At 63.0% G+C, this 12,344-nt stretch carries 11 protein-coding genes and 1 tRNA gene; 10 read left to right on the forward strand and 2 right to left on the reverse strand.

Features of this window, described 5'->3' with window-relative positions; genetic code table 11:
* Window positions 1-28: 28 nt before the first annotated feature.
* The gene (locus ACF8ML_RS20845) at window positions 29-979 is read right to left on the reverse strand and encodes a DMT family transporter (RefSeq protein ID WP_392407852.1); all 951 of its coding nucleotides are present in this window, start codon (window positions 977-979) and stop codon (window positions 29-31) included.
* Between the two features lie 362 nt (window positions 980-1,341).
* Between ACF8ML_RS20845 and aceA the strand changes: the two genes are divergently transcribed.
* The 10 genes from aceA to ACF8ML_RS20895 all read left to right on the forward strand — a co-directional run bounded on the left by aceA (window position 1,342) and on the right by ACF8ML_RS20895 (window position 11,289).
* Complete coding sequence (gene aceA / locus ACF8ML_RS20850) at window positions 1,342-2,673, forward strand: isocitrate lyase (RefSeq protein WP_016448318.1); 1,332 nt, start codon at window positions 1,342-1,344, stop codon at window positions 2,671-2,673.
* A gap of 301 nt (window positions 2,674-2,974) precedes the next feature.
* On the forward strand, window positions 2,975-4,906 hold the full coding sequence (gene thrS, locus ACF8ML_RS20855) for a threonine--tRNA ligase (RefSeq protein ID WP_047326859.1): 1,932 nt from the start codon (window positions 2,975-2,977) through the stop codon (window positions 4,904-4,906).
* 81 nt (window positions 4,907-4,987) lie between these two features.
* Window positions 4,988-5,608, forward strand: coding sequence for a translation initiation factor IF-3 (infC, locus tag ACF8ML_RS20860; RefSeq protein WP_074923479.1), 621 nt, complete (start codon window positions 4,988-4,990; stop codon window positions 5,606-5,608).
* Window positions 5,609-5,811: 203 nt separating this feature from the next.
* Complete coding sequence (rpmI, locus tag ACF8ML_RS20865) at window positions 5,812-6,015, forward strand: 50S ribosomal protein L35 (protein ID WP_046240115.1); 204 nt, start codon at window positions 5,812-5,814, stop codon at window positions 6,013-6,015.
* A 26-nt stretch (window positions 6,016-6,041) separates the two neighbouring features.
* Window positions 6,042-6,401, forward strand: a complete 360-nt coding sequence (rplT, locus tag ACF8ML_RS20870) for a 50S ribosomal protein L20 (RefSeq protein WP_012206412.1) — start codon at window positions 6,042-6,044, stop codon at window positions 6,399-6,401.
* Between the two features lie 110 nt (window positions 6,402-6,511).
* Window positions 6,512-7,564 (forward strand): phenylalanine--tRNA ligase subunit alpha, encoded by a 1,053-nt coding sequence (gene pheS, locus ACF8ML_RS20875; RefSeq protein WP_012206411.1) that lies wholly within the window; start codon window positions 6,512-6,514, stop codon window positions 7,562-7,564.
* Window positions 7,565-7,776: 212 nt separating this feature from the next.
* Window positions 7,777-10,224, forward strand: coding sequence for a phenylalanine--tRNA ligase subunit beta (gene pheT / locus ACF8ML_RS20880; protein WP_047326860.1), 2,448 nt, complete (start codon window positions 7,777-7,779; stop codon window positions 10,222-10,224).
* A 33-nt stretch (window positions 10,225-10,257) separates the two neighbouring features.
* A complete protein-coding gene (locus ACF8ML_RS20885; RefSeq protein WP_016448314.1) occupies window positions 10,258-10,590 on the forward strand; it encodes an integration host factor subunit alpha in 333 nt (110 codons plus the stop codon).
* Window positions 10,591-10,771: 181 nt separating this feature from the next.
* Complete coding sequence (locus tag ACF8ML_RS20890; RefSeq protein WP_016453295.1) at window positions 10,772-11,182, forward strand: MerR family transcriptional regulator; 411 nt, start codon at window positions 10,772-10,774, stop codon at window positions 11,180-11,182.
* 30 nt (window positions 11,183-11,212) lie between these two features.
* Window positions 11,213-11,289: transfer RNA gene (locus ACF8ML_RS20895), tRNA-Pro, on the forward strand.
* A gap of 100 nt (window positions 11,290-11,389) precedes the next feature.
* On the opposite strand, the gene ACF8ML_RS20900 is transcribed toward ACF8ML_RS20895, so the two are convergent.
* Entirely contained in the window at window positions 11,390-12,289 is a 900-nt protein-coding gene (locus ACF8ML_RS20900) for a LysR substrate-binding domain-containing protein (protein WP_392407853.1), read from the reverse strand.
* Window positions 12,290-12,344 lie beyond the last annotated feature (55 nt).

Below are 12,344 nucleotides of genomic sequence, written 5' to 3' on the forward strand. Positions count from 1 at the left end.
GGCTGGAGGGCCGTCGGAGTCAGCGCTTTCAGAGGGGGCGGGCCTCGCTTGTGGAAGAAGGTTCCGAAGAGAGTTTTCGGGCGGGCCAGGTAGCCACAAAAATGCCCAGCAGGGCGATCGCGAAGGCCAGCGCCTGCATGGATGTGACCCGTTCGCCCAGCACGCACATGCCGACCAAGGCGGCGCTGATCGGCAGCAAAACCGTGAAAGTGCCCGCTTGCGAGGCTGGCACGCTGCGCAGGCCCGTCATCCACAGCCATACGGTCCACACGCAGGCAGCCAGGGCGTAGAACAGCAGCAGTCCCCAGATGCTCCATTGCACGCTGCCGAAGTCGAAGTGCCAGGCCAGATACAGCCCGAAGGGAGTTGACAGCGCAAATCCCCAGAGGTTGACGATGGATGTGATGCGTTTGGGCCCCAGGGATGTGGTCAGGCGCTTGCCGATCACGGCGTAAAACGCCTCGCAAAGCACGGCGCCGACGAGCAGCATCTGCCCCAGCCATGCCTGCGACGAGGTCGAAGAGACTGCCGCGGTGCCCGCGTCGGGGCGCGACAGTGCATACAAGCATATGCCGGTCACAGCCAGTGCAATGGCCAGCCAGGTGCGCGCGGCCACGCGCTCGCGCAGGAACAGCCAGCTCATCAAGGCTACGGCGGCCGGAATGGCGGCCATGGTCACGCCTGCCGTGACGGCGCTGGTCAGGCTGACGCCGGTAACCATGCAGATGGTGAAAAGGAAGTTGCCGAACAACGATTCCAGGAACAGCAGTCCTTGTGTGCGGCGCGGCAAGGGAGCCTCGTCAGCCGGCTTGCGCAGCCATCGCAGCATGGCGATGGCTCCTATGCCAAAGCGCAGCCAGGCCAGCAACAGCACCGGAAAAATGGCGGCCAAGGGCTTGGATAGGGCGACATAGCTGCCGACCAGGGACATGCTCAGCGCCAGGCAGGCATAGGCAGATCTGCGATGGGAGGTGTTCACGGCTTGTGGAGTTTGGGGCGGCGGTAGCGCTGCCTGAACGCGCGATGGTACCTGCGGGCACGGCAGGCACCCGTGACATACCTGTGTCGCGAATGCTTGCCATGCTGTGGCAATTTTTCACTGCATGGAATCTTCTTTTTGCATTGTGAAAAAATGAATTGCTGCGTTGCGCCATTTTTTCTCAATACGAGAAATGCAATTTCACATTGAAAAATATGAAAATAAGCTGTTGATTTTTATGAAGAAAAATTTGGTCTTGTATAAGACACAAGATGTTGATCGGGTCTTCTATAAGACTTAAATTTGATCCCAAGGCCGACGCAAGAAAGCCGCTTGTTTCAACAACCTCCCAGGAGAGCAACATGCCCCAATCCCTGACCCAGCAACTGAGCCGCGAACAACAGATTTCCGCCCTTGAGAAAGACTGGGCGCAGAACCCCCGTTGGAAGGGTGTCAAGCGTGGCTACAGCGCCGCTGACGTGGTGCGTCTTCGCGGCAGCCTGCAGCCTGAATACACTCTGGCCCAGCGCGGCGCGGAACTGCTCTGGGACAGGATCAACGGCGGTGCCAAGAAAGGCTACGTGAATGCCTTTGGCGCCATCTCTGCGGGCCAGGCCATGCAGCAGGCCAAGGCCGGCCTGGAAGCGGTGTACCTGTCGGGCTGGCAGGTGGCTGCCGACGGCAACACCAGCGAAACCATGTACCCCGACCAGTCGCTGTACGCCTATGACTCGGTGCCCACCATGGTGCGCCGCATCAACAACACCTTCAAGCGCGCCGACGAAATCCAGTGGAGCCGTGGCATCAACCCCGGCGACAAGGAATTCATCGACTACTTCCTGCCTATCGTGGCGGATGCCGAAGCCGGCTTCGGCGGCGTGCTCAACGCGTTCGAGCTGATGAAGAACATGATTGCCGCTGGCGCGGCAGGCGTGCACTTCGAGGACCAGCTGGCCGCCGTGAAGAAGTGCGGCCACATGGGTGGCAAGGTGCTGGTGCCTACCCAGGAAGCCGTCGAGAAGCTCATCTCCGCACGCTTTGCCGCCGACGTGATGGGCGTGCCCACCATCGTGCTGGCCCGTACCGATGCTGAAGCCGCCAACCTGATCACCTCCGACCATGACGCCAACGACAAGCCGTTCCTGACCGGCGAGCGCACGCAGGAAGGCTTCTACCGGGTCAGGAACGGCATGGAGCAATCCATCAGCCGCGGCGTGGCCTACGCACCCTATGCAGACCTGGTGTGGTGCGAAACCGGCGTGCCTGACATCGGCTTTGCCCGCGAGTTCGCCCAGGCCGTGCATGGTGCCTGCCCAGGCAAGCTGCTGAGCTACAACTGCTCGCCCTCGTTCAACTGGAAGAAGAACCTCAACGACAGCCAGATTGCCTCCTTCCAGGAAGAGCTGTCTGCGTTGGGCTACAAGTTCCAGTTCATCACGCTGGCCGGCATCCACATCAACTGGTTCAACACCTTCAAGTTTGCCCACGCCTACGCCAACGGCGAAGGCATGAAGCACTACGTGAACATGGTGCAGGAGCCCGAATTCGCAGCCCGCGAACAAGGCTACACCTTCGTGTCGCACCAGCAGGAAGTGGGTGCAGGCTACTTCGACGACGTGACCACGGTGATCCAGGGCGGCTCGTCCAGCGTCAAGGCACTGACCGGCTCCACGGAAGAGGAGCAATTCCACTGAAGCGCGGCTTCGGTGAGTGCAACTTCAGGTAGATAGGGGTGAGAAAGCGTCCGGGGCCTTGTGCTTCGGGCGCTTTTTCTTTGCTGGGGTTAAAATGCCAGGAGTTTTCAACTGACAAGGGCGAGAAAGGCATCATGGTTATGACACCGCGAACTACATCGGAGATGTACACCGGCCGCTAGCGGCTGGCGGTTCGCGCCTGCACGAGATTCACTCGACCCCAACAAAGCGCGGACCAGGCTCCGCGCTTTTTTGCTTTTGGGGGATGGCGCACCCCCTGAGAAATATTTTTAGGAATCCCATGATCCACATTACGCTTCCCGATGGTTCGCAACGCGAGTATCCCGGTCCGGTCACCGTGGCCGAAGTGGCTGCATCGATAGGCACGGGCCTTGCCAAGGCTGCACTGGCTGGCAAGGTTGGCACGGGCGACGACGCCAAGGTGGTGGACACCAGCTTTGTGATCGACAAGGACATGCCCCTGTCCATCGTGACGGCCAAGGATGCAGATGGCCTGGACGTGATCCGTCATTCGACGGCCCACTTGCTGGCCTACGCCGTCAAGGATCTGTTTCCTGAGGCCCAGGTCACCATCGGCCCCGTCATCGAGAATGGCTTCTACTACGACTTCTCGTACAAGCGTCCTTTCACGCCCGAGGACCTGGTCGCCATCGAAAAACGCATGGCCGAGCTGGCTGCCAAGGACGAGCCCGTGGTGCGCCGCGTGCTGCCGCGCGACGAGGCCGTGGCCTACTTCAAGGGCATGGGCGAGAACTACAAGGCCGAGATCATCGCCAGCATCCCCTCGAACGAGGATGTGAGCCTGTACCGCGAAGGCGGTTTCGAGGATCTGTGCCGCGGCCCCCACGTGCCGAGCACCGGCAAGCTCAAGTTCTTCAAGCTGATGAAGGTGGCTGGCGCCTACTGGCGCGGTGACCATCGCAACGAGATGCTGCAGCGCGTGTACGGCACGGCCTGGGCTACCAAGGACGACCTGCAGCAGTACCTGCACATGCTGGAGGAGGCCGAAAAGCGCGACCACCGCAAGCTGGGCCGTGAATTGGATCTGTTCCACATCGACGAGCATTCGCCAGGCACCGTGTTCTGGCATCCGAAGGGTTGGGCTTTGTGGCAAGAGGTCGAGCAGTACATGCGCCGCGTGTACCGCGACAACGGCTACCAGGAGGTCAAGGGTCCGCAGATCCTGGACAAGACCCTGTGGGAGAAGACCGGCCACTGGGACAAGTACCGCGAGAACATGTTCACGACCGAGTCGGAAAAGCGCGACTACGCGCTCAAGCCGATGAACTGCCCCGGCCACATCCTGATCTTCAAGCAGGGCATCAAGAGCTACCGCGACCTGCCGCTGCGCTACGGCGAATTCGGCCAGTGCCACCGCAACGAGCCCACGGGCGGCCTGCACGGCATCATGCGCGTGCGCGGCTTCACGCAAGATGACGGCCACGTCTTCTGCACCGAAGACCAGATCCAGCCCGAAGTGCTGGCCTTCACCACGCTGCTGCAAAAGGTCTACGCGGACTTCGGTTTCAGCGACATCATCTACAAGGTCGCCACGCGCCCCGAGGCGCGCATCGGCTCCGATGAAAGCTGGGACAAGGCGGAGGCCGCGCTGATCAACAGCCTGGAGGCTTCGGGCTGCGAGTACGTGATCTCGCCCGGCGATGGCGCGTTCTACGGTCCCAAGATCGAGTACACGCTCAAGGACGCCATCGGTCGCCAGTGGCAGTGCGGCACCATCCAGGTCGACTTCTCCATGCCCGAGCGCCTGGATGCGGAATACGTGGGTGAAGACGGCGATCGCCATCGCCCCGTGATGCTGCACCGTGCCATCGTCGGCAGCCTGGAGCGTTTCATCGGCATCCTCATCGAGCAGCATGCCGGTGCCATGCCGACATGGCTGGCTCCTGTGCAGGCGGCCGTGCTCAATATCACTGACGCGCAGGCGGACTATGTGCGGGAAGTCGCGCAAAAGCTGCAAAAAGCATTTCCGAATCAAGGCCTTAGGGTGGCGACAGATCTGCGCAACGAAAAGATTACGTATAAAATACGGGAGCATTCGTTGCAAAAGCTGCCTTACATCCTTGTTGCAGGCGACAAGGAGAAGGCCGCTGGCGCAGTGGCAGTGCGCGCACGGGGCAACAAGGACCTCGGAGTGATGTCGGTCGACGCGTTCATTGAACTCGTGGCCAAGGACATCGCGGCGAAGGCCTGACGGAGCATCTCCAAAGGCGTTAGCCGTTTGGCGTGTACTGCACACAAGCGGCTACGCTGTTGTAGCAACTTAAATCCAAGGGTGAGAACCATAGCTACTGAATTTCGTGATCGGCGCCACCGTGAAGAGCGCAAGCATCGTCTCAACCGTGAAATCATGGCGCCTGAAGTGCGTCTGTCCGGCCCGGAGAACGAGCCGCTGGGCATCGTGCCTCTGCAGGAAGCGCTGCGCATGGCGGGCGAGTTGGACGTGGACCTGGTGGAAATCGCCGCCACGGCCACTCCGCCTGTCTGCCGGTTGATGGACTATGGCAAGTTCAAGTACCTTGAACAGAAGAAGGCTGCCGAAGCCAAGGCCAAGCAGACCGTCATCGAAATCAAGGAAGTGAAATTCCGCCCTGGTACCGACGACGGCGACTACAACATCAAGCTGCGCAACATCCGCCGATTCCTGGCCGATGGTGACAAGTGCAAGATCACGCTGCGTTTCCGCGGCCGTGAAATCACGCACCAGCAGATCGGTCTGGACCTGCTGAACCGTCTGCGTGACGATCTGGCGGACTCCATCCAGGTGGAGCAGTTCCCCAAGCTCGAAGGCCGCCAGATGGTGATGATGATCGCCCCTGCGCGCAAGAAGCCCACCACCGGTGGCAAACCGCAAGCAGAGGTTTCTGCTGCACCTGCGGTGGCTGATAAGGCATAATCGCGGTTTCGCCCTTCGCTGAGGGGCGACAGAATTTGCAGGCCTTGCGCGAGTCGATTGCGCGGGGCGTGCGATGCAAGGGACATGGTATCCATGTCCCTTGTTCTTGCCGGCCTCCGGGCTGGCACAGAAGTGTCTCGGGGCCAGCAAGTGCGCGCAGTGTTGCGAGCCGCCTCACGAGCACAAACAACAGGAGCATTCAAATGCCCAAAATGAAGACCAAGAGCAGCGCGAAGAAGCGTTTTCGCGTTCGTCCCGGTGGCACCGTCAAGCGCGGTCAAGCCTTCAAGCGTCACATCTTGACCAAGAAGACCACCAAGAACAAGCGTCACCTGCGTGGTGCAGTGGCTGTGCATGAGACCAACATGGGCTCGATCGCACAGATGCTGCCGATGGCTGGCCTGTAATTCACTGACGAACAAGGAGAAAACACATGCCTCGCGTCAAACGTGGTGTAACGGCCCGCGCCCGTCACAAAAAAGTTCTGGCCCTTTCCAAGGGTTTCCGCGGCCGCCGCGGCAATGTCTTCCGCATCGCCAAGCAGGCGGTGATGAAGGCTGGGCAATATGCCTACCGTGACCGCCGTGCCAAGAAGCGCGTGTTCCGCCGTCTGTGGATCGCCCGTATCAACGCCGCTGCACGTGAACTGGGCCTGACCTACAGCCAGTTCGCCAACGGCCTGAAGAAGGCAGCCATCGAGATCGACCGCAAGATGCTGGCCGATATCGCGGTGCACGACAAGGCTGCTTTCAGCAGCATCGTTGATCAAGTCAAGGCCAAGCTGGCTGCTTGAGATAACGGTCTGTGGCCATCCTCGTGATGGCTTGCAGCGCAAACAGCAAGGGCTAGGGCTTGAAAAGGCTGCTAGCCCTTGTTTCTTTTCACAGTCGATAAAGAGTCGATATGAACGAGTTGGATTCTCTGGTCGAAAGCGCGCAGCAATTGTTCGCGCAGGCACAAACCCCCGCTGATCTGGAAAACGCCAAGGCGCAGTTTCTGGGCAAGTCGGGCAAGGTGACCGAGCTCATGAAGGGCATGGCGCAGCTTTCCGTCGAAGAGAAGAAGTCGCGCGGAGCCGCCATCAACGTGGCCAAGCAAGGCATCGAGGCCGCGCTGACCGCGCGCCGCAAGGCCCTGGCCGATGCCGAGCTGCAGGCCCACCTGAAGGCCGAGGTGCTGGATGTGACCTTGCCGGGCCGTCGCCGTGGCCAGGGCGGCCTGCACCCCGTGTCGCTGACGCTGGAGCGCATCGAGGGCATCTTCGGCTCCATGGGCTTCGATGTGGCCGAGGGCCCCGAGATCGAGTCCGACTGGTTCAACTTCACGGCGCTGAACACGCCCGAAGACCATCCCGCCCGTTCCATGCACGACACCTTCTACGTGGAAGGCGGCACGGAACAGGCCCCCAATCTGCTGCGCACGCACACCAGCCCCATGCAGGTGCGCCATGCCGTGCAGCACGTCAAGAAATACCGTGAGCGGCTGGACGCCGGCCAGGGCATGCCCGAGATCCGTGTGATCGCGCCGGGCCGCACCTACCGCGTGGACAGCGATGCCACGCACTCGCCCATGTTCCACCAGTGCGAAGGCCTGTGGATCGGCGAGAACGTCAGCTTCAAGGATCTGAAGGTGGTCTTCACCGACTTCTGCAAGACCTTCTTCGAGAGCGATGACCTGGTGCTGCGCTTCCGTCCCAGCTTCTTCCCCTTCACCGAGCCCAGCGCCGAGATCGATATCCAGTTCCAGAGCGGCCCGCTGGCCGGCCGCTGGCTGGAGGTGGCCGGCTCCGGCCAGGTGCACCCCAACGTGGTGCGCAACATGGGGCTGGACCCCGAGAAGTACATCGGCTTTGCCTTTGGCATGGGCCCTGACCGCCTGACCATGCTGCGCTATGGCGTCAACGATCTGCGTCTGTTTTTTGACGGCGATATCCGCTTCCTGTCGCAATTCCGTTAGAAATGGATCGCCCCCTGAGGCGCTGCGCGCCATCCCCCCGGGAGGGGGACGACGCCCTCGCCGCGAGGCGGCTCTTGCTCGGCGTCTCCGGCCTGAACCACGCCAGTCGCATGGTCAGGCTGTTCGGGGGGGTGGAATGAGAGTCGTCAATACGTTCATGGGGTCCGCCAGCGCCGCGGCGCGCGGACCGAACCAACGCCAAAGAGTCTGATATGCAATTTCCCGAATCCTGGCTGCGCGAGTTCTGCAATCCGCCGCTGACCACCCAAGAGCTGGCCGACACCCTGACCATGGCCGGCCTGGAGGTGGAGGAGCTGGAGCCCGTGGCACCGCCGTTCACCAAGATCGTCGTCGGCGAGATCAAGGCTGCCGAGCAGCATCCCAATGCCGATCGCCTGCGCGTGTGCCAGGTCGATGTGGGCGGGCCCGAGCTGCTGACCATCGTCTGCGGCGCGCCCAATGCGCGCGTGGGCATCCGCGTGCCCTGCGCCACGGTGGGGGCCGAGCTGCCACCCGGTGAAGACGGCAAGCCCTTCCTCATCAAGATCGGCAAGCTGCGCGGCGTGGAGAGCTTCGGCATGCTGTGCTCGGCGCGCGAACTCAAGCTGTCCGAGGACCATGGCGGCCTGATGGAGCTGCCGCTGGACGCGCCCCTGGGCCAGAACATCCGCGAATACCTGAACCTGGATGACACCCTGTTCACGCTCAAGCTCACGCCCAACCTGGCGCATTGCCTGAGCGTCTATGGTGTGGCGCGCGAAGTGGCTGCGCTGACCGGCGCGCCGCTCAAGCCCCAGTCGTTCACGCCTGCCGCCGTGGGCGTGCAGGACAGGCTGGCCGTGAAGATCGAGGCGCCCGACCTGTGCGGCCGCTTCTCGGGCCGCGTGGTGCGCAACGTCAACACCCAGGCGAAGACGCCGCAGTGGATGGTCGATCGCCTGGCGCGCTGCGGCCAGCGCAGCGTGGCGCCGCTGGTGGACATCTCCAACTATGTGATGTTCGAGCTGGGCCGCCCCTCCCACATCTTTGACCTGGACAAGATCCACGGCGGCCTGCAGGTGCGCTGGGGCAAGGAAGGCGAGCAGCTCAAGCTGCTCAACGGCAACACCGTCACCGTCGATGGACAGGTGGGGGTGATCGCCGATGAGCGCGAAGTCGAATCGCTGGCCGGCATCATGGGCGGCGACGCCACGGCCGTGTCCGACGACACGCGCCACATCTACATCGAGGCGGCCTTCTGGTGGCCCAAGTCGATTGCCGGCCGTTCGCGCCGCTACAACTTCTCCACCGATGCGGGCCACCGCTTCGAGCGCGGCGTCGATCCCGAACTGACGGTCGAGCACATCGAGCGCATCACCGAGCTGGTGCTGCAGATCTGCGGCACGCCCGAGACCGTCTGCGGCCCCGTCGACGACCAGAAGTCCAACATGCCCCAGCCCAAGCCCGTCACGCTGCGCGTGGCGCGTGCGGCCAAGGTCATCGGCATGCCGCTCACGCAGCAGCAATGCCACGATGCGCTGGCCGGCCTGGGCCTGCCGGTGGAGCAGGGCGATGGCGTGCTCACCGTCACGCCGCCCAGCTTCCGCTTCGACATCAACATCGAGGAAGACCTGATCGAGGAAGTGGCGCGCATGGTGGGTTACGAGAACCTGCCCACGACCAAGCCGCTGGCGCCCATTGCGCCCAAGCTGCGCGCCGAGAACCGCCGCAGCCAGTTCGCCGTGCGCCGCGCGCTGGCCGATCTGGGTTACCAGGAAACCATCAACTTCAGCTTTGTGGAAGCCGCGTGGGAGAAGGATCTGGCTGGCAACGCCAATCCCATCCAGCTGCTCAACCCGATCGCAAGCCAGCTCAGCGTGATGCGCTCCAGCCTCATCGGCTCGCTCATGCAGGTGCTCAAGTTCAATGCCGACCGCAAGGCCGAGCGCGTGCGCGTGTTCGAGCTGGGCCGTGTCTTCCTCAAGGATGACAGCGTTGTTGACAGCGACACCACGGTCAAGGGCTTCTACCAGCCCATGCGCGTGGCGGGCCTGGCCTGGGGAGCTGCCGAGCAGCTGCAATGGGCTCGTGGCGAGACCAGGGTCGACTTCTACGACGTCAAGGGCGATGTCGAGGCGCTGCTGGCGCCGCGCAAGCCCGTGTTCGAGCCGGCCGAGCATCCGGCCATGCACCCGGGCCGCTGCGCACGCGTGCTGCTCGATGGCCAGTCCATCGGCTTCATTGGCGAGCTGCATCCCCAGTGGCGCCAGCAATGGGATCTGGCCCAGGCGCCCGTGCTGTTCGAGCTGGAGCTCGATGCCGTGCTGGCGCGCGAGGTGCCGGTGTTCAAGCCCGTGGCCAAGCACCAGGCCGTGGAGCGCGACATTGCCGTGGTCGTGAACGAAAAGACCACGCATGCCCAGCTCATGCAGGCGGTGGAAGCTGCCCAGACCGGCGGCCTGCTGCGCTCTGCCGTGCTGTTCGATGTGTTCCGTCCCAAGGCGCTCAAGGCCGGCGAGACAGCGGCACCGGGCGCGCTGGCGCAGGACGAAAAGAGCCTGGCCGTGCGCCTGACGCTGGGCCATGACGACAGCTCGCTGACCGATGTGCAGATCGAGCAGGCCGTGCAGGCCGTGCTCGAGCAGCTGCAGCAGCGTCTGGGTGCGCGCCTGCGCGCATGATGGAGGGTGCATGCCGTGAAAGGAGATCCTGTGATGGAACTGGCGGTGGAAAGTCTTGATTCGCCTGCGCTGACCAAGGCGCAGCTGGCGGATCTGCTGTTCGACGAGATCGGCCTGAACAAGCGCGAATCCAAGGAAATGGTGGATGCGTTCTTCGAGCTGGTCTCGCAAAGCCTGGTGTCGGGCGAGGATGTGAAGCTGTCGGGCTTCGGCAACTTCCAGATCCGCACCAAGGCGCCGCGCCCGGGGCGCAATCCGCGCACGGGCGAGGCCATTCCGATCGAGGCGCGCCGCGTCGTGACCTTCCATGCGAGCAGCAAGCTCAAGGAGCAGATCCAGGAAGGCACATCGGGCTCCCAGGCCTGAGGAAAACCGGCCCGGGCCTGCATGGCCAGCTGTCGCCAGCCTGTCTGCCTCGCGGTGGATGGGCTGTTTTTACGACAGGGTGCTGGCCTGCAGGCGAGCTGTGCAGTAGGCTCGGCCTTCTTCCCGGATCGGCGCCCGCGCACCAGCGGCATTGCACATCCTGACTTCATCCACATTTGCCATGGCTTCACTTCTGCCCCAGATTCCCGCCAAGCGCTACTTCACCATCGGTGAGGTCGCGGATCTGTGCGACGTCAAGCCGCATGTGCTGCGCTACTGGGAGCAGGAGTTCACGCAGCTGCGCCCCATGAAGCGGCGCGGCAACCGCCGCTACTACCAGCACCATGAAGTGCTGATGATCCGGCGCATCCGTGAGCTGCTCTACGAGCAGGGCTTCACCATCAATGGCGCGCGCAACCGCCTGCGTGAGGCCTCGGGGTCTGCCGTGGTTCCCGCGCTGCAGGCCGGTGTCGCGGTGTCGGCGCCGGCTGCCGCGCCGCTGCTCGGTGGCGATGCCGCGGCCAGCGTTCCGCTGGAGCCGGAGGCCGTGCGCGAGGAGCTTTTGCAGATTCGTGCGCTGCTTTCTATTTGAGAGCAAAAAGCTGTATATAATTGAATTCTTCGGCGTGTAGCGCAGCCTGGTAGCGCACTTGCATGGGGTGCAAGGGGTCGCGAGTTCGAATCCCGCCACGCCGACCATAAATGAATACGGACCACAGCTTCTGGCTGTGGTCCGTTTTTCTTTGTGCCATCGCCAACCGCTACCAACCGCTGAAGGGGAGCGGCCGTTGCGCGGGAATCAACCCTGGGCGCAGGTCTCAAGCAGCCATTGCCGGAAGGCTGCCAGCGCCGGCAGTGTCGCGTTCCTCTCGGGATAGACCAGGTAGTAGCTGCGCTGGCTGGGGATGGCGTCTCCCACCACATTCAGCTCACCGCGCGCTATCTCCTCTTCCACCAGCACCCGTGGCACCAGGCCCACGCCCATGCCTGCCAGCACGGCCTGTATCAGGTGCGAGGTCAGTTCGAAGCTCGGTCCTATCCGCATCTGCCGGTGATCGAGCCGATAGTGCGTGAACCACTCGCTCCAGGCCTGCCGGTTGCTGGCCACCGTGAGCAGCACTTGTTGGCCCGCCCAATCCGGCGAGGCTGCTGCCTGCCCGGCCTGCTGCAGCGCCTGCGGGCTGGTCACCGCCACCAGGAACTCGTGATACAGGCGATGCGCGGTCAGCCCGGGCCAGTCTCCCGTGCCCACGGTGATGGCGGCGTCTATCTCTGCGCTGTCGAAATCGATATCGCCGATGCGCGAGTGGATGTGCATCGTCACCCCGGGCTGCGCCTGGTAGAAGCCATGCAGGTGCGGCAGCAGCCATTTGGAGCCGAAGGTGGGCAGGGTGGCCAGGTTGAGGGTGCCGCCGCCGGACTGGCGTGACATGGCCTGCAGGGTGGCGCTGCGTATGCGGCCCAGCGCGGCGCCCAGGTCGATGAAGTAGCGGCGCCCCACATCGGTCAGGCGCACCGTGCGGCCCTCGCGGCGGAACAGGCTGATGCCCAGCTGCGCCTCCAGCGTCTGCACCTGCCGGCTGATGGCGCTCTGGCTCAGCGACAGCTCCTCGGCCGCACGCGCATAGCTTTCGTGGCGCGCGGCCGCCTCGAAGACCAGCAGCAGGGACATGGAGGGCGTCAGGCGTCGGTAATTCATGAGTTTTATGCAGTGTTTGCGGCAGCAATTTTCGTTTGTTCCAGAGGAAGAGTGT

The sequence above is a fragment of the Delftia sp. WSY_10 genome, from assembly GCF_043104705.1.
Classification (GTDB): domain Bacteria; phylum Pseudomonadota; class Gammaproteobacteria; order Burkholderiales; family Burkholderiaceae_C; genus Comamonas; species Comamonas tsuruhatensis.

Excerpts from the sequence above, each read along its gene's own strand:
- ACF8ML_RS20885 (WP_016448314.1), top strand. The coding sequence starts at position 10,258 with ATGGAACTGGCGGTGGAAAGTCTTGATTCGCCTGCGCTGACCAAGGCG.
- rpmI (WP_046240115.1), top strand. The coding sequence starts at position 5,812 with ATGCCCAAAATGAAGACCAAGAGCAGCGCGAAGAAGCGTTTTCGCGTT.
- rplT (WP_012206412.1), top strand. The coding sequence starts at position 6,042 with ATGCCTCGCGTCAAACGTGGTGTAACGGCCCGCGCCCGTCACAAAAAA.
- ACF8ML_RS20890 (WP_016453295.1), top strand. The coding sequence starts at position 10,772 with ATGGCTTCACTTCTGCCCCAGATTCCCGCCAAGCGCTACTTCACCATC.
- aceA (WP_016448318.1), top strand. The coding sequence starts at position 1,342 with ATGCCCCAATCCCTGACCCAGCAACTGAGCCGCGAACAACAGATTTCC.
- pheS (WP_012206411.1), top strand. The coding sequence starts at position 6,512 with ATGAACGAGTTGGATTCTCTGGTCGAAAGCGCGCAGCAATTGTTCGCG.
- ACF8ML_RS20900 (WP_392407853.1), bottom strand. The coding sequence starts at position 12,289 with ATGAATTACCGACGCCTGACGCCCTCCATGTCCCTGCTGCTGGTCTTC.
- pheT (WP_047326860.1), top strand. The coding sequence starts at position 7,777 with ATGCAATTTCCCGAATCCTGGCTGCGCGAGTTCTGCAATCCGCCGCTG.
- thrS (WP_047326859.1), top strand. The coding sequence starts at position 2,975 with ATGATCCACATTACGCTTCCCGATGGTTCGCAACGCGAGTATCCCGGT.